The organism is Luteolibacter arcticus (assembly GCF_025950235.1).
Taxonomy (GTDB): Bacteria; Verrucomicrobiota; Verrucomicrobiia; order Verrucomicrobiales; family Akkermansiaceae; genus Haloferula; species Haloferula arctica.
The window spans coordinates 670,318-686,501 of record NZ_JAPDDT010000001.1; the positions used below are offsets into that span (position 1 = coordinate 670,318).

Genomic DNA, 16,184 nt, shown 5'->3' on the forward strand with positions numbered 1-16,184 from the left:
TGGGACGGCCGGTGAAGCTCTTGGTGGAGGTACTTGGGGAAGGGACTTGAGTGGTCGCTGGTTCACTCCGCGATGATCTGGACGTGGGTCTTGCTGCTCTGCTTCTTGCCTTCGCCAAGGTTGCCCTTCCAGGTCGTCTCGGTCTGTTCCGTCGGGCGCTGGACCGCCAGCGGGAGAGGATCGGCCTCCGTGGTGGGGGCGCGATCGTAATCGATGGAGATAACCTTGAGCTTGCTACCCTTGCCACCGCCGTCCTTCTCGCTGCGGACCATGCCCGACAGTGCGCCGGCCTTGCGGAAGAAATGGGTCCTCTCGCCGTGCATCGGATAGTCGCGCTTTTCCTTGATCTCGAGCACCGAACCACCGGTGCTCATGTCCCGATTGTCCTGATGAGCCAAGCGGCCATCGCCGGGCCGGTGACGCCACTCGACTCGGTAGAACTCACTCGGGTCATCCAAGAATGCCGCCGCATCGATCTTGGTCTCGCGCTTGTTGACGGCACTGTCGCGCAGTAGCAAGCGGGCGGCAGTCCACTTGGCGTCGCCTTTTTCTTCCAACTCCGCCAGCCCGGGAGACTTCTCCAGCACGATGCGGGATTTCTCCTTCGTGCGGTGCCTAGCGGAGAAGTTCCAATCCGCGGAAAGCGGCGCGGACAGGTCGAATGACCAGGTCTCCAGGTAGGCCTTGCCCTTGACCGTGTTGATGCCGATCCAGCGGGTGGACTCCTCCGGGTTCTTCACTTCGACCCGGTAAGAGTAATTGACCGAAATGCCTCCGTCTTCCTCATGGGTGACCGTCTGAAGGCCCCGGCCATCGTTGAACTGCTCCACTTCGAAGCGGGCGATGACCTTGATGTTCTGTTTGTCGAGGCTCTCGCCATCGGGAGAGACCACCTTTTTCCACGCTTCGACATCGCCCTTGCGTCCTTGGCTCGCCAAGGCGTCCGCCATCCGGTTCGGCAGCTCGATGACCACCGCTTCGACCTTGATCTCCTCCGCCACCGCGAGCGAAGCGGAGCACAGGACAAGCGCAACGATGCCGGGCAGCTTCATGAGGTCCGAGGAAAGCAGAAGTGTTTAGGCCACTTGGAACGCCGCGGCTTGTTCGGGCGTGAGTTCGATGAACTGCCACGGCAGGCCGTGAACATTCAGATCCGCCATGAAGGCATCAGGATCGTGCTGCTCCATGTTCCAGACGCCGGGCTTGCGCCACTTGCCTTCCAGCATCTGCTTCGCGCCGATCATGGCGGGCACGCCGGTGGTGTAGCTGATCGCCTGGCTGCCGACCTCGCGGAAGCACTCTTCGTGGTCGCAGATGTTGTAGATGTAGATCGCCTTCGGCTTGCCGTCCTTGAGGCCGGTGATGACGTTGCCGATGCAGGTCCGGCCCTTGGTGGTGACGCCGAGGTCGCCGGGGTTTGGCAGCACGGCCTTGAGGAATTGCAGCGGGATGATATCCACGCCGTTGTAGACGACCGGGTCGATGCGGGTCATGCCGACGTTCTGAAGCACTTCGAGGTGCTTCAGGTAGTTCGGCGAGAAGCTCATCCAGAACTGGGCGCGCTTGATCGTCGGGATGTGCTTCACCAGCGACTCCAGCTCCTCGTGATACATCCGGTAGATCTCGTAGGTGCCGACTTCCTCAGGGCAGGTGAAGGACTGGTGCTTCGACATCGGAGCGGTCTCGACAAAGGTGCCGTTTTCCCAGTGGCGGCATTCGGCGGTGACCTCGCGGATATTGATCTCGGGATTGAAATTGGTGGCGAAGGCGTGGCCGTGGTTGCCGCCATTCACGTCGATGATGTCCAGCGTGTGGATTTCGTCGAAGTGGTGCTTCAGAGCCCACGCGGTGAAAACATTGGTCACACCGGGGTCGAAGCCCGAGCCGAGCAGGGCGGACAGGCCAGCCTTTTCAAATTTCTCCTGATAGGCCCACTGCCAGGAGTATTCGAATTTCGCGACGTCCTTCGGCTCGTAGTTCGCGGTGTCCAAATAATCCACGCCGGCCTCGAGGCAGGCGTCCATGATCGCGAGGTCCTGGTAGGGCAGGGCGACATTGACGACCAAGGTCGCGCCCGTCTCACGGATCAGGGCGGCGGTCTGGGCCGGATCGTCGGCGTCGACCTGGGCGGTCGCGATGTCGCGGCCGGTTCGTGTTTTTACGGAGGCGGCGATCGCATCGCACTTCGACTTCGTGCGGGAGGCCAAGGTGATTTCGCCGAAAACCTCGGGAACCATGGCGCATTTGTGGGCGACGACGCTGCCGACTCCGCCGGCTCCGATGAGAAGGACCTTGTTCATGGGGATGGTGGGGGAAGGGGTGGGCGAAAGCGGCCCGGCGTGCAAGGAATTCCGCGTGGAGGAATCGCCCCGGGCGGGGGTGGCAGGAGCCGCAAGATTTTAGAGACAAACCGGCCGGCAAGAGGCATTTTCCCTGCGAATGAAGTCGTGTGTCTCCGCGGAGTGGAAAGCTTGGGTGGCCGAATTCGGCCCCCGGCTCCTGCTTTTTGCACGCGGCTGGGCCCCGAGCCGGGAAGATGCCCAGGATTTGGTCCAGGAAGCTATCGTCCGCTTGTGGAACTACCAGCAGGACAAGGGCTGCGGCGTTCCAGACCTGCCGCTCGCATTTTCCACAATCCGCTTCTGCGGACTCAACCACCACCGTTCGGAGAGCCGTCGCCGCAAGCGGGAGGAGTCGATCATTTACCTGAACGACTTCACCGACGTCTGGCTGGACCCGTCCGTGGAGGACGATGAGGACGCCGTCCGTCTGCGTGACGCCGTCCAGAAGCTCAGCCCGAAGCTGCGCGAAGTGGTCACCATGAAAATCTGGGGTGGCCTGACCTTTGCTGAGATCTCCGAAGCCCTCGCCATTTCCCAAAACACCGCCGCGTCGCGCTACCGCTACGCGCTCGAACAACTGGCGCAGGACATGCGCCGCCTGAAGGAAGAACGCCATGGAATCGCCTGAAGACATCGAGAAGGCACTCGCCCGGCTAATGCCTTCCGCGATCAGCGAGAAGGGCCAGCGGTCGATGGAAGACCTGATCGACAGCCTCGCCGCCGGAGAAACGGTGGGGGTGGAACTGCCGCCTGTGAAGAAGCCGAACCGCTTGCCGTGGTTTGGCGGGATCGGCGCTGCTGCTGCCGCCGTGGTCGTGGCGCTCAGCCTGCCACAAGGCGGCTCACCGGTGGTCGTCGAGAAGCCCGTCGCGCCGGAAACGCCAGAAGCATCGAGCGGTCTGGTTTGGATCGGCCAGTCGGAAGTCATCGAGGAAGCCGTACCGGAAGACTGGATGGCTGAAACCGATGGCGTGCCGCACCGCGCCTGGCGCGTCCGGGTCATCGACCAAGAGCGCCTGCGCGACGTCGAAACCGGCTATGAAGTTCTCGTCTCCCGTCCGCGGGAAGAAGTCCGCCTGATGCCCATCACCTCGTTCTGAAATCCGTGAAGCTCGCCGTTATCCTGGGAATCGCTCTCGTCGGCCTCGCCGTGGCGGAGGACGCGCGCCCCGAAGCGCCGGCCAACGGGCAGGTCCTGCGTGGCGTGAGCAATACGCCGTGGCTGGGTTTGGATTTCGACCCGATGAGCGAGGCGGTCCACGCACAGATCCCGGCTCTTCCGCCGGGGATCGGGTTCGTGGTGACCCAGGTCGCACCGGGTAGCCCGGCGGAGAAAGCCGGAGTGAAACCTCACGATATCTTTTGGAAGCTGGGCGACCAGTTGATCGCCAACAAGGCACAGCTCAAGACCTTGCTGAACCTCAAGAAGGAGGGTGAGGAGGTGAATCTCGCGCTCTATCGGTCCGGGCAGCCGCTCACGGTGGCGGTAATGCTCGGTCGCCAACCGGGTGACCGGTTGCTCGCAGAAACTCCCGGGAAGCCGACGGCCCAGCCCGACATGCCGATGAAGATTCTTCAACCTTCCGCAAGCAGCGCGAAAATCGAAGCTGCTGACGGGAAAGTCATCCTGACTCTGGTCAACGGGCGGGCTGAGGTGAAGATCGTCTCCAGCGACGGCACGGTCATTTTCGAGGGACCGGTCAAGGACGTCCAAGGAGTGTCACTGGTTCCGGAGCCTTGGAAACAGCGCGTCAGCGTCTTGGAGCGAGGCTTGGCCCATACGATGGACAATCCGCGTCCACCCCGCCTGCGGGTTCTTCCGCCAGCGACAGAGCAATAAAGGGGCACGTTTTTTTCGTGCCGCCTATTTACCCTGCTGCCGGAGCTGCTCGAGCCGGGACAAGGGCTTCGCCGCTGGGGCCGTGGGGGCTGGCTTGTCTTCTGTCTTGGCGACCGGTTGCGGCGGCGGCGTGTTCGCGGCCGGCTTGTCGATGCGCAGGGTGCCACCTTGGCCGACCTGATGAAGAATGGTGGTACCGTTCTCCGGGACCGTGACACGGCAGAACATGGCCGTGTGTTTTCCGACCGCGGCATCTGCGGCGATCTCCACGGGGAAATGCACCTCGGCCTGACCGTGCGGGAAACTCACGGGCTGGGTCGTCGCCCCGTGAGGCAGACCTAACAGCTCGGCAGTGGCATTGACGGTGAACTTGCCGGGATACTCGACCTTGCACAGGACGGTCGTCGGCTTGCCCTGCTCGGTGGCGGCCATGTCGATGGCCATGCCGAGGTAAGGCTCAGCAATCTTCAGGGTGACCAGGGACGTGGAAACGAGCACCGGACCTTTCGGAGTATTGGCCTCGCCCAGCACACAGATCTGCCACTCGCCCGGCGCGGCATCGCCATTGGCATTCACCTCGTAGAGCGCCTCGCTCTGGTCGCCGGCCATGGTGATGTTCACAGGAGTGCCGATGCCCGGCGGATTCCACAGGAAGCGCAGGTTGATCGCTTCCTTGTAACCCTCGGTGCGCTGCGCGCGGACCTTGAGTTGCATCGAGCCGTTCTTCACGATCGGTACGGCCGGCGGATCCAGTTCCAGACGGAAAGGCGCTTCCTCGATCACTGCCACTGCGATGCGATCGCTCTCGGCGGAATGGTAGGCACCCTGGTTGTTGATCTCCACGTGATGTACCGTGTCGCGGAGCGGGCCTTCCACCGGTGGGGCATCACCGGTGGATTTCACCTTGAAGCGATACAAGCTGCCGGCAACCGGCGCGTCTCCGGCCGCCTCAAAGACGACCGGCGTGGCATTGACCGAGCGATGGAAGACGGGAGCTTTCAGCGAGACGCCGGCGGGCAAGCTGTCGGCGGAGAAAGCGAGATCGCAGCCGACATTCTCACGAGTGACATTGATCACGGCGGCGTAGCGGTTGCCACGCGGGACGTTGATCACCTTCCACTTCTGCGAATTGTCACGCTCGACCACGGGTAGCGTGGCGGCGACCACCGGCTCGCGGCGGGTGATCTCGAGCCGGTAGGTGAAGTCGGCGCCGCCGCGCTTGAGTTGGTCGCGGATCGTGGCGGTGTAGTCGCCATCTTCCGGCGCTGCCCACTGGAGGATCGAATCGGGGCCGCCTTGATCGTCGTTGTTGGCGAGGCTCTTGCCCTTGGCATCGCGGATCGCGAGCACGGCATCGAGCGGCGAGCGGAGTTCGCGGCCGAGCACCTTCAGCGTGAGGTTCTCGCCCTTCTTGGCCTTGAACGAAAGGAAGTCCACGTCGCCGTTTTCGCCGATGACGCCGTGGGCTGCACAGGGGGGATCGGGAAGCTTGGTTGCCTGCTTCGTGCTGCCATTCGGCTCGGCTTCGGCGACGTGGTTCAGGGGGGAAACTCGTATCCAAACGGGCGAGGGGGCGGTCAGACCATCGCGCTTGGGAAAGAGAGGGAAGCGCCCTTGCGCATCGGCGGGGATGGCGATGCTTTCGGCGAACTCGCCCGCAGGGTCGCCGATGAACTTGAACTCGATCGTTTCACCGGGCTTCGCTCCTGCCGGGAACACGCCGGTGGGGCGAGGGAAGGTGCCAATGCTGACGCGATACTGGCAGTTGTCGTTTCCCTCATATGCTGCTTCCCGCACCAGCACCCGATAGTCGCCGTCTTCCGGGATGATCGTGGAAACAAAAGCGTCGGTGCGCAACAACGGTGCATCGTCGCAGGAGGCGATCTCGAAGCCCTTGGGATCGACGATGGCGACATAGGCGTCAAACATCGTGCGGCCCAGCCGCATGGCCTCCACCTCGGCGGTGAAGCGCTGGCCCTTTTTCAAACTACAAACATAGTAGTCCACGTCCTCCTGCTTCGCCACGCCTTGGACGGTCGTGTTCAGCTCGATCCGCTGGGCCTGGTCCGGCTTGTCGTTGGGGTCGACTTCGCTGACGGTGGGGAATTGCCCGACAAAGAACGACCTCAGGTAACTGACTCCGCCCGCGGTGCGGACGCGCAGCCCGTGCTCTCCGAGAGGCGCATCGGGCTTGATGAAGATCTTGGCCGAGGCGTGCTTGTCGTTTTCCACCGCGATCGAGCGGACCTCGATGCCGGGGTCGTAGGCGAGCAACTCCTGAAGGCCATCGAGGCGCTCGCCGTAGAAGTGCATCTCCAGCTCCGTGCCGCGTTGGCCACCCCGGGGCTCGATGAGATTCAGCACGGGGGTGAAGCCGGCAAAGGCCGTCCCGCCGAGCAGCAACGAAAGCGTGGCGCGTGCGATCATGCCTTCTTCGCAAGCAGGACATCCAGCACGTGGCCGTCGGCAACGATCTCAATCGGCCGGCCGCCGGGGGCCATGAGTTCCTTGTCCGCGGTGATGCCGATCTGGTTGTAGATCGTGGTGGAAAGGTCTTCCACGGTAATGCCGTCCGTGTCCACGCCGCCGCCGAGGGCATCGGACGAACCGTGGACATAGCCCTGCTTGAAGCCACCGCCGGCCATCATCACCGAGAAGACGTTCGGCCAGTGGTCGCGACCACCGGTTGGGTTGATCTTCGGCGTGCGGCCGAATTCGGTGGTGACCATGACCAACGTCGATTCCAGCATGCCGCGGCGTTCGAGATCGCGGATCAGCGCGGCGATCGCCTTGTCCACCTTCGGGAGCTGGCCTTCGATGTTGCCCTTGATGTTGTCGTGGTGATCCCAGCCACCGACGGTGAGAGAAACGAAGCGCGTGCCGGCCTCGATCAAGCGGCGGGCGAGCAGCATCCGCTGACCCGCATCATTGCGGCCGTATTCATCCTTCATCGCATCCGGCTCGGCCTTCAGGTTGAAGGCCTCGCGGGCGGTCTCGGAGGAGATCAGCTTGTAGGCGTGCTGATAGAAGGAATCCATCGCGTCGATCGCGTCGGATTTCTCCAAGCTGCGGAAATGGGAATCGACGGTCTCCAGCAGCGAGCGGCGGCGGTTGAAGCGGAATTCATCGCAGCCGCCGGGCAGGTTCAGGTCACGGACCTGGAAGTTCCCTTGCGCCGGGTCCGACCCAAGGGCGAAGGGGCCGAAGGCCGAGGAAAGGTAGCCGCTGCCCGCGAACTCGTTCGGCACGCTGGGCACGCAGACGTAGGGCGGCAGGTTGTTCTTCGGCCCCATCTCGTGGGAAATCACCGAGCCGTAGGAGGGATACTCCAGCGCCGGTGACGGGCGGTAGCCGGTGAACATGTTGTGCGTGCCGCGCTCGTGGGCAGCCTCGCCGTGCGACATCGAGCGGATGACCGTCATCTTGTCGGCGAGCGTGGCGAGTTCCTTGAGCTTCTCGCCGAACTGGACGCCCGGGATCTTGGTATCGATCGCGCCGAAGGGCCCGCGGTATTCGGCCGGGGCGTAGGGCTTGGGATCGAAGGACTCCTGATGGGCGAGACCGCCGGGCAGGAAAATGTGGATGATGCCCTTTGCCACACCCTCGCGGGTCTCATAGAACTTCTGGTCCGCTTTCGCCTGCTGGCGAAGGAATTGCGGAAGCGTGAGCCCGAGCCCGCCGACGAGGCCGACGTGGAGGAATTCGCGGCGGGACGCGTAGCGGTCGAGCGGATTGCCGGGGCAGGTCGGTTTCATGCGTGGAAAAGAGTTGGCCGAGCACGGACTACGCCGGGACAGGCCAATTCTTTTTCACAGTTGAGCAGGGAAAGCGGAAAAAAGCCGCGTCCCGGATGTCCATCGCTCAGGTGGCGAATTCCGCCTCGCCGAGGTGAATGTGGCCGCTTTCCAGAATCCGGCAACGCAGGCCGCCGCGGTTGTGCATCAGCTTCTCCGTGCCGGCCTTCCCGCAGGCCTCATCCATCCAGTAGCACGGGGCGCACTTCTGGGTACCCTCCAGCAAGGCATCGCCGAGCCGGAAGACGCGGCCGACCAACCGGTTCAGGTCGATGCCCGAAACCACCACATTCCGGCGGAAGGCAGACGGCGGCAGGTCCGGATTCTCCGCGTGCTGGCGGATTTCATCGATGACCGAGCGGTCGATCAGCGTGACTTGACCCTTGTAGTCGTCCTTCCAATCGAAAAAGCGGTCGCCCGGGATCCCGCGACCGGCCACCAACTCGACTTCTTCGTGCTCCAGCACTCCATGCTCGCCCGGGGCCCGGTCGTGGTGGCCGAAGTAGTTGTGGCCGGGCGAGGTGTAGAGGCCGTGAATGACGACGCGGGTCACGAGGGGAAGGTAAGTTCCAAGTGAAAAGTTCCAAGTGCCAAGGAGCTCACGACTTCGCCAGTGCCACCGCACAGGCCTTGTAATTCGGCTGGCGCGAGTGGGGGTCGAACGAGGAGTGGGTGAGGCGGTTCACCTCCGGGTAATGCATGGGCAGGAACAACTGGCCGGGCTGGACGGTGGGCGCGATATAGACCGACGCCTGCATTTCGCCGCGGCGGGAGCGAACGGTCACCATATCGTTCTCCTTCAGCCGGAGCCGGGCGGCATCGGCAGGGTGGATCTCGATGTAGGCATCCTGGGGATAGAGCTTCCTCAGGATGTCGGACTTGGCCGTGCGGCTCTGGGTGTGCCACTGGCTGCTGGTGCCGCGGCCGGTGAGGAGCATGAAGGGATAGGCGGAGTCGGTGTTTTCCGGAAGCTCGGCCGGCGGTGAAAAGAGCAGCTTCGCCTTGCCACTGGGCGTGTAGTAGTTGCCGTCCTCGAACAGGCGGCGCTCCTGATCGACCGGAGGATTGGCGGCAGGGTAGGGCCACTGGGCACCGCCGAGGCGATCGATCATCTCATAGCCTTCCAGGCCGGTGATGTCGCACGGACGATCTTTCGTCAGATCCCGCAGCAATCGGAACGCGGCCTCGGGATCGGTCCACTGGCCAAACAACTCGTCGCAGCCCCAGGCGCGGGCGATCAGGCGGAAGATGCGGAAGTCGGAAAGCGCGACGCCCGGGGCCTCGCGTACTTTTTTGAGCGTGCCGATGCGGCGCTCCGAATTGATGAAGCAGCCGTCCTTCTCGCCCCACGCGGCCGAGGGCAGGACCAGATCGGCCGCGAGCGCACTCTCGGTGGTGTGGAACATGTCCTGCACCACGATGAACTCGAGCTTCTCTCGCATTGCGGCAAGCCGGCCGCTGTCGATCCACGAGTGAAAGGGATTGGTGGCAACGATCCACAGCCCCTTGATCTTGCCTTCCTCGGCGGCGGCAAGGATTTGGTCGTAGGCGAGCGAGCTGTCGGACGGGATGTTTTCCAGCGGAATCCCAAGCCCGGTCGCGACCTTCTCGCGGTGGTCCTCGTAGGCGAATTCGTGTCCGCCCACCATCGAGGTGGTGTTCGAGAATAGCCGCGAGCCCATCGCATTGCACTGGCCGGTGATCGAGTTCGCGCCGGTGCCGGGCTTGCCGATGTTGCCGGTGATCAGGGCGAGGTTGATCATCGCCTGGGCGGCGCGGACGCCCTCGTAGGACTGGTTCACGCCCATGGTCCACCACCAGGAGACGCGCTTGCCGGGCTCGGAAACGGTGCGGGCAAGGGCCTCGATTTCCTCGACGGAAAGGCCGGTACGGTCGCTGACCGCGGCGGGCGAATAGTCGAGGAGGAAGGCAACGAAGTCATCGTAGCCCTCGGTCCGCCTGATCGATTCCGCGTCGGTGCGACCGTCGCGAACGATGCAGTGCGCGAGCGCGTAGAGCAGCGCGAGATCGCCCTTCGGCTTGAGATTCACATGCTGCGTCGCGGCCTGCGCGGTCTCCGTCGCGCGAGGATCGATGACGATGATCTTCGGGTTGCGTTGGTTCCGCATCACCCGCTGCCAGAGGATCGGGTGGGCGATGCAGAGGTTCGAGCCGACCAGCACGATCACATCGCTTTCCTCGAAGTCGGCATACGAGTAGGGCGGGGCATCGAAGCCGAACGACTGCTTGTAGGCGGTGGCGGCGGTGGCCATGCATTGGCGGGTATTGGCGTCGCCGTGGATGAAGCCCATGCCAAACTTGAACAGGCAGCCGAGAAAGGCCATCTCCTCGAAGGGGATCTGGCCGGTGGACAGGAAGGCGACCGATTCCCGGCCGTGCTTCTCCTTGATGTCCTTGAAGCGGGTGACGAAGGCTTCCATCGCCTCCGCCCAGCCGACGGGCACCTTTTCGCCCGCTTCATTCCTCAGCAGGGGCGTCGTCGCACGATCCGGCGAGTCGAGCGGATCAAGCGCCTGCCAACCCTTCGGGCAAGCCATGCCGAGATTCACCGGATAGCCGGCCTGGGGGGTCAGATTGATTGCCCGGCCATGCTCGTCGAGGTGGAGCTTGAGCTGGCAGCCGGTGGCGCAGTAGCCGCAGATCGAAGTGACGGTGGATGCCGGGATCAGCCGCTTGGGCACCTTTCCCAAGCCGAAATGGCCGGGTTCGAGAACCAGATCCGCGGTCAGCGGGCCGGTGTGTTGCTTGAGGAGCTTGGAAAGCATCGGGAGACAGGAAAGCTAATCCTGAAAAGCACAGGCCGTGCGCATTTGTCGTGTCACCCGCTGCTATCCCGCCCGGAGAAATCATCCCCTTCATGAGGGGGCCTCATTGGGAGAAAATCCGGCTGGCCATGACCCTGAGGAACTCCTTGTCTCTCCGGCAATGCCCCGCGCGCGATCCTGGCTCCGCTATCTTATCGGCAGCGTGTGGATCTTCCACGGCCTCTACAGCAAACTCCTCCACCAGATTCCCCGCCACGAGGCGATTGTCGGGCGGGTGCTCGGGGAGGATGCCGCCGGATGGCTGACGCCGATGATCGGCATCGCCGAGATTCTGTTGGGCGCGTGGGTTTTAACGGCCAAATGGCCGCGCACCTGCGCCGCGACGCAGACGCTGGCCTTGGTCAGCATGAACGTGCTCGAAATCGTGTTCGCCCGCGACCTGCTGCTGTGGCCGGCAGGGATGGTGGCGGCGAATCTCGTCCTGATCGCTTCGGCGTGGTGGTTGGCGAAGCGCTGAAAAAGATCACTCTTCGTCGTCGCGGGATTCGCGCTTCAACTTCTCGATCTCGCGGCGGAGTTCCTCGATCTCCCGCTGCTGGCGTTCCATCCGGCGGGCCATTTCCTCCATCCGGTGCATGATCGCCGGGCGCTTGGCAGCACCTTCGTCACCCTTCTCAGCCTCGGCCGGTGGCGGTCCTTGGGGACGCACCTGCGCGCTCTTCCGTTCGCCGCGGTGAATCCAACTGAGCTTGAACGCCTGGCCTGCGCGGCCGGCGCGCTCTACCACTTGCCTCAGATCTTCCAGAGTGGAGATCGCCTTGTCTCCCGCGGAGAGAACGATGTCGTTCACCTTGATGCCCAAGCGGTGTGCGGGACTGCCGTTCGCCACTTCGACGACTCGCACGCCCTCGTTCCTGTCCAGCCCGAAATGGTCGCGGACGAACGGAAGGAGCGGCTCGACGAGCAGTCCGACGCGCCACGCCGGGGCTTCCGGTGCCGGTCGGTCGGGCTGTGGGTGCTGGTGTTCGCGTTCGCGTTCTTGCGGAGCTTCCGGCTCGATCAGCAGGGCCTTGTCGCTGCGGTCTGCCAGCAATTTGCGCAGTTCCTCTTCGGTCGCTCCTTCACGGTGCATCTTGTCGAAGAGTTCATGAAGGTCCTGTCCCGGACCTGATGGATCCACCTGGGCGGACAGGGGGGCAACGGAAAGAAAGGGGAGGGCGAGAAATGCGAGGGTCGTTTTCATGGGTCCATCCCGAAAGCGTTGCCAGACAAGGGGCTTTGTCTTTCGCCGCGAGACATTTCCAGTAGAGCGGCAGCTAGGGGCTCGAAGGTTCGGCTCCCTTGGGGGGACTTTGCTGCTTTTGGGGCTGTGGTTTCGGCGACCTGCTGTCCCGCCAGGCCCGCTGCAATCGAAGCACCGCGGTTCTTCCGTAGGTGCGGCCCTCGGGATAGCCTCGACGCCGGGTCCAGCGCATGGTGTCCGCGCACCCGGGGGTCCCGGAAATCTCCGCCACCCTCGGATCTGGAGCTATTCCCACTTCAGGAGCTTTGGCTTGTCGGCCAAGATCTCCACCTTCGGCGAAGGCCGGTAATCCTGAAGCGAGCGACAGAAGGGCCAAAGCGAGGGAAGTTCTCATGAAGCTAATGAAGGAAACGATCTTAGCTCCCTGATCCTTGGCATTCATTGACCATTGCCCGGGATTTCCCGCTTCCGCCGGGCGAACTTGGCTGCCACGAATGCTTCATGCGCGCGATCGTTTGTTTTATCTTCCTTGGCTTGCCGGTCGGGGCTGCTCCCACCGATGAGGAGTTGTTGGCTTTCGTCAAAAAGCGCGCGGCTTTGGAGCGGGTGACGCCGCAGGCCTTTGACATGTCCAAGGCGGTCGCCGCCCGCTGCAGCATCGACGCCGTCTTGCTGCCATCCAACCCTCACGCCGCCGCGAAATCCCACGTGTTTGCCAACGATCCGGCCGCGCTGCCGATCTTCGATCCGTGGGGCAAGTTTCCCGAAGGCAGCCTGATCGTGAAAGAGAAGCTCGGCGCCGCCGACGGCAAGACGCAGCTCTTCACCGGCATGTGGAAGCGCGAGAAGGGCTACTTCCCGGAATGCGGCGACTGGGAATTCTTCACGGTGGATGGTGCGGCGACGAAGCTCGTCGAGCGGGGCAAACTCGCCCAATGCGCCTCTTGTCACGAACGTTACGTCCAAGGAGATTACGTCTCGAAAATTTATGCCTCCGCCGCGCAGCTCAGCGGGGGCCGGATCGTGCTACATGCCAGCAAGGCGCAGGTCCATGGCAAGAAGCTCCAATACGAGCCGCAGGAGAAGAAGAACACGCTGGGCTTTTGGGTCGATGCAGCCGACCACGCCTCATGGTCGTTCGACGTGACTCGTCCCGGCCGCTTCGAGGTCCACGTGTGGCAAGGCTGCGGCAAGGGCAGCGGTGGCAGCGAAGTGGAAATCTCCGCCGCGGGTCAAGGCGTCCGCTTCACGGTGGAGGACACCGGACATTTCCAGAACTTCAAAGAGCGCCAGGTCGGCACCTTGTCCTTTGAGAAGGCTGGTCCGCAGAAACTTGAAGTCCGTGCGCTTTCCAAGCCCGGGGCGGCGGTGATGGATCTTCGCCAGATGGTATTGGTGCCGGTTCCGTGAAGCTCAAACAAGCATCGTCCGGAAGGTCAGGTTGATCCGCGGTTCCTTGATCTTGGCCGACTTCGGCAAGGCGTGCTTCCAGTGGTCCTGCGTCTCGTCTTTCATGACCAGCAGGCCGCCGTTCTCCAGTCGCAGCGATACGGTTTCTCCATCACGCTTGTGACGAAACGAAAATGCACGCTCTGCACCCAAGCTGAGCGAGGCGATGCCAGCGTGCTTGAGCAACGCTTTCTCGTCATCGCTGTGCCAGCTCATTCCTTCGCCGCCGTGGTGGTAAAGGTTCGCGAGGCAGGAGTTGAAGGAGAGGCCGGTGATCTCCTCGACCCGGACCTTCAACTCAGCCAGTTCCGGTGTCCATGCGGCGGCCTGCTTCACACTGCCCGAATAGCGATACGGGATACCGGCATCGGCGAACCACGCGACCTCGCGTGCGGTCACGACGCGTTTGCCAAACATCACCACCTCGTCATGCCGCCACGGCAAAGTGGAACTCAGACGTTCATAGTAGTTCCGCGCGGTGGACTCGTTGAAGATCCGGCCGAAATAGATGGCGGTGCCGTCCCGGGGAAGCAGGTTCATCGCTTGGCCTCCCGATCCAGCAGCGCGCGTTTCCGTTCCACACCCCAGCGGTAGCCGGAGAGCCCGCCATCGGTGCGCACCACCCGGTGGCAGGGAATAGCCACGGCGATCTTGTTGGCGGCGCAGGCACCGGCGACCGCGCGCACGGCCTTGAGCTCGCCGAGCTTTTCCGCGATCTCGGCATAGGTCGCCCTGTGGCCCGGCGGAATCTCCTGCAAGGCCTTCCACACCCGGAGTTGGAAGCTGGTACCACGAATGTCCAAGGGCAGCTTCCATGGTTCTCCCGGGCGCTCCATGTGCCCGGCCACTTGCGCCACCATGCGCTCGAAGTCGCGGTCCCCGCCGACCAGTTCTGCCTTCGGGAAACGCCGCTGAAGGTCTTCTAACAGATCCTGCGGGTCATCGCCGAGAAGGATCGCGCACACCCCGGCATCCGTGGAGGCGACAAGCAGGCCCCCGAGTGATGATTGGCCAATCGCAAAGCGGATCGTCTCACCTTTGCCGCCCTTGCGGTAGGCCTTCGCGTTCATGCCTAGCAGGCGCTTCGACTCCGCGTAGAAGCGACCGTTGGATTCGAAGCCAGCCTCGTAGATCGCCTCGGTCACGCTGCGCGCTTTCGGGAGTTCTTTTTGTACCCGGCGCGCCCTATGCGCGGTTGCCCAGGCCTTAGGGCTCAGGCCGGTGACCTTCTTGAAAACGCGCTGGAAATGGAAGGGGCTCAAGCCGGCCTCGCCAGCCAAGGTCTCCAAGTTCGGCGTGATATCCGCCTCCTCGATGCGGCGGCAGGCCCGCGCGACGAGCGCAGCGTGATCGTGATCGGGTGCAGCGGGCGCGGATTTCATGCCGACACCCTAGCGCGAGACGGGCGGGGAAAAACTCCGTTTCTTGCGAACGTCGATTTCAAGCTGCCAGGGGATGCTCGTGCGGCAAAAGAGCATCGTCCACCTGGGAAATGACCCGAATCGGCACCTCCGGATAAGTCTCTCTCAAGCGCCGGACCAATTCCGTTTCGCCAAACGCAACGACGGCTTCCAGATGACCAAATGCAGGGAACAGCGCACCGTCATGCGGAAGGAAACGGACGCCCCGTTCGTTATCCTCGCGGAACCCGCAGCCGGGGCAGAGAAGATAGACGTAGCGGTCTCTCATCCACTGGTTGCAGAGGGCTTCCACCCACGGTGAAGGCTCGCTGCCGGAGGGATTGATCACGAGAAGATTCGGCTTCATGGCGGGTGCTGGTAATGCAGGGTGTAGATTCTGGTCTGCTCCCCTTATGGCATCGCGCGTGCCAGCGACCGCGCCTTGATCTTTCGAGGAATCCGCCGTCTTTCACGGCCATGGATCATGCAAGGTCCATCCTAACAACTGCACTTTGCAGCGTGGTCGGAGCGAGCGGGGGCCAAGCGACCCCCTCTGATCCTCGCGCCTCAGCCCTCTAACATCGCATCCAGCTTCTGCATTTCGCTTACCTGCCACTTCATCGCACCGACCTGCTCGGTAGCCTCGTGGATTTCCAGCGGTGTGGCACCGAGCGTCAGTTGGGCGAGTTGGTGACGGGTGGTCTCGGCATTGGCGGCGAGTTCCTCAAGCTGCTGCGTCACGCCTTCGATCCGCTCGCGGACTGCCTCCGGCTTGACCTTGGCACGGGTTACCAGCGCGAGTTTCTGGCAAAGCGGCCACAGCGACGACAATGACTCCTGGGTGCGCCGACCGATTTCCTCGCGCAGTTCCGCAGGCAAGTGCGGGTTGGCGGGATCGGTGGCGGCATCCTGCAGGGCGAGCAGTTCCCTGACCGCGGCGATGACGCGGGCTTTGATCGTTTCGCCCGGGAAGGGGACCTTGAAGCGCAGCGCGCTAATCAACTGGTCCGCATCGCCGCCGTCCTGCAGCAGCCTCAGCGCGGCGGCGTAGTCGTGATCTTCGATCGCCGTCTGGGCCCGGCCGGATTTCGAAAGGAAGCGATAGCCCAGCCACGCGAGCAAGCCGATGACTACGGCGAGCGCGACGAGTGCCAGCGAGATCCGCCAGAAGTAAAACGCGGCGGCCAACACGGAGAGGCCGATCAGCCATCCAACGGGGCTGCCCGAAGAGTCTTGGGACATGATGCACGGGTAGCATCGCCCTGTGGAGTCTCGCGGCAAGGTGGAAAACTCCCACATCTTGTAAAGGAAGGCCCGGCGGATCGCTCCG

16 protein-coding genes are annotated in these 16,184 nt (G+C 63.2%); 5 read left to right on the forward strand and 11 right to left on the reverse strand.

Annotated elements, in window-relative coordinates; all coding sequences use genetic code 11:
* Window positions 1–62 precede the first annotated feature (62 nt).
* Both OKA05_RS02750 and OKA05_RS02755 read right to left on the reverse strand, forming a co-directional pair.
* A complete protein-coding gene (locus tag OKA05_RS02750) occupies window positions 63–1,052 on the reverse strand; it encodes a hypothetical protein (protein ID WP_264485563.1) in 990 nt (329 codons plus the stop codon).
* A 24-nt stretch (window positions 1,053–1,076) separates the two neighbouring features.
* Window positions 1,077–2,300 carry a saccharopine dehydrogenase family protein gene (locus tag OKA05_RS02755; RefSeq protein WP_264485564.1) on the reverse strand — a complete coding sequence of 408 codons (1,224 nt, stop codon included), beginning with the start codon at window positions 2,298–2,300 and terminating at the stop codon, window positions 1,077–1,079.
* Between the two features lie 139 nt (window positions 2,301–2,439).
* Between OKA05_RS02755 and OKA05_RS02760 the strand changes: the two genes are divergently transcribed.
* From OKA05_RS02760 to OKA05_RS02770, 3 genes are read left to right on the forward strand one after another with little or no spacing between them, the layout of a single operon-like run.
* Window positions 2,440–2,970, forward strand: a complete 531-nt coding sequence (locus tag OKA05_RS02760; protein ID WP_264485565.1) for an RNA polymerase sigma factor — start codon at window positions 2,440–2,442, stop codon at window positions 2,968–2,970.
* On the forward strand, window positions 2,957–3,442 hold the full coding sequence (locus tag OKA05_RS02765; RefSeq protein WP_264485566.1) for a hypothetical protein: 486 nt from the start codon (window positions 2,957–2,959) through the stop codon (window positions 3,440–3,442). The genes OKA05_RS02760 and OKA05_RS02765 overlap by 14 nt, the downstream gene beginning before the upstream one ends.
* Before the next feature lie 5 nt (window positions 3,443–3,447).
* Window positions 3,448–4,182 (forward strand): PDZ domain-containing protein, encoded by a 735-nt coding sequence (locus OKA05_RS02770; protein WP_264485567.1) that lies wholly within the window; start codon window positions 3,448–3,450, stop codon window positions 4,180–4,182.
* Window positions 4,183–4,206: 24 nt separating this feature from the next.
* Here OKA05_RS02770 and OKA05_RS02775 read toward each other — a convergent pair whose 3' ends face one another.
* From OKA05_RS02775 to OKA05_RS02790, 4 genes are all read right to left on the reverse strand, one after another.
* On the reverse strand, window positions 4,207–6,609 hold the full coding sequence (locus tag OKA05_RS02775; protein WP_264485568.1) for a PPC domain-containing protein: 2,403 nt from the start codon (window positions 6,607–6,609) through the stop codon (window positions 4,207–4,209).
* Window positions 6,606–7,937: a DUF1501 domain-containing protein gene (locus OKA05_RS02780; protein ID WP_264485569.1), complete on the reverse strand. Its 1,332-nt coding sequence runs from the start codon at window positions 7,935–7,937 to the stop codon at window positions 6,606–6,608. Before OKA05_RS02780 ends, OKA05_RS02775 begins: the two co-directional genes overlap by 4 nt.
* Before the next feature lie 106 nt (window positions 7,938–8,043).
* On the reverse strand, window positions 8,044–8,529 hold the full coding sequence (locus tag OKA05_RS02785) for an MOSC domain-containing protein (protein ID WP_264485570.1): 486 nt from the start codon (window positions 8,527–8,529) through the stop codon (window positions 8,044–8,046).
* Between the two features lie 46 nt (window positions 8,530–8,575).
* Complete coding sequence (locus tag OKA05_RS02790) at window positions 8,576–10,762, reverse strand: molybdopterin oxidoreductase family protein (RefSeq protein WP_264485571.1); 2,187 nt, start codon at window positions 10,760–10,762, stop codon at window positions 8,576–8,578.
* 160 nt (window positions 10,763–10,922) lie between these two features.
* On the opposite strand from OKA05_RS02790, the gene OKA05_RS02795 reads away from it, so the two are divergent.
* Window positions 10,923–11,279: a DoxX-like family protein gene (locus OKA05_RS02795; protein ID WP_264485572.1), complete on the forward strand. Its 357-nt coding sequence runs from the start codon at window positions 10,923–10,925 to the stop codon at window positions 11,277–11,279.
* A gap of 6 nt (window positions 11,280–11,285) precedes the next feature.
* Here OKA05_RS02795 and OKA05_RS02800 read toward each other — a convergent pair whose 3' ends face one another.
* The gene (locus OKA05_RS02800) at window positions 11,286–12,005 is read right to left on the reverse strand and encodes a PDZ domain-containing protein (protein WP_264485573.1); all 720 of its coding nucleotides are present in this window, start codon (window positions 12,003–12,005) and stop codon (window positions 11,286–11,288) included.
* 501 nt (window positions 12,006–12,506) lie between these two features.
* On the opposite strand from OKA05_RS02800, the gene OKA05_RS02805 reads away from it, so the two are divergent.
* Window positions 12,507–13,415 (forward strand): cytochrome P460 family protein, encoded by a 909-nt coding sequence (locus OKA05_RS02805; RefSeq protein ID WP_264485574.1) that lies wholly within the window; start codon window positions 12,507–12,509, stop codon window positions 13,413–13,415.
* A 3-nt stretch (window positions 13,416–13,418) separates the two neighbouring features.
* Here the strand turns inward: OKA05_RS02805 and OKA05_RS02810 are convergent, their stop codons facing one another.
* From OKA05_RS02810 to OKA05_RS02825, 4 genes are all read right to left on the reverse strand, one after another.
* A complete protein-coding gene (locus OKA05_RS02810) occupies window positions 13,419–13,994 on the reverse strand; it encodes an alpha-ketoglutarate-dependent dioxygenase AlkB family protein (protein ID WP_264485575.1) in 576 nt (191 codons plus the stop codon).
* A complete protein-coding gene (locus OKA05_RS02815; protein ID WP_264485576.1) occupies window positions 13,991–14,836 on the reverse strand; it encodes a methylated-DNA--[protein]-cysteine S-methyltransferase in 846 nt (281 codons plus the stop codon). Before OKA05_RS02815 ends, OKA05_RS02810 begins: the two co-directional genes overlap by 4 nt.
* A gap of 58 nt (window positions 14,837–14,894) precedes the next feature.
* Window positions 14,895–15,221: a hypothetical protein gene (locus OKA05_RS02820; protein ID WP_264485577.1), complete on the reverse strand. Its 327-nt coding sequence runs from the start codon at window positions 15,219–15,221 to the stop codon at window positions 14,895–14,897.
* A 200-nt stretch (window positions 15,222–15,421) separates the two neighbouring features.
* Window positions 15,422–16,096: a hypothetical protein gene (locus OKA05_RS02825; protein ID WP_264485578.1), complete on the reverse strand. Its 675-nt coding sequence runs from the start codon at window positions 16,094–16,096 to the stop codon at window positions 15,422–15,424.
* Between the last annotated feature and the right edge of the window lie 88 nt (window positions 16,097–16,184).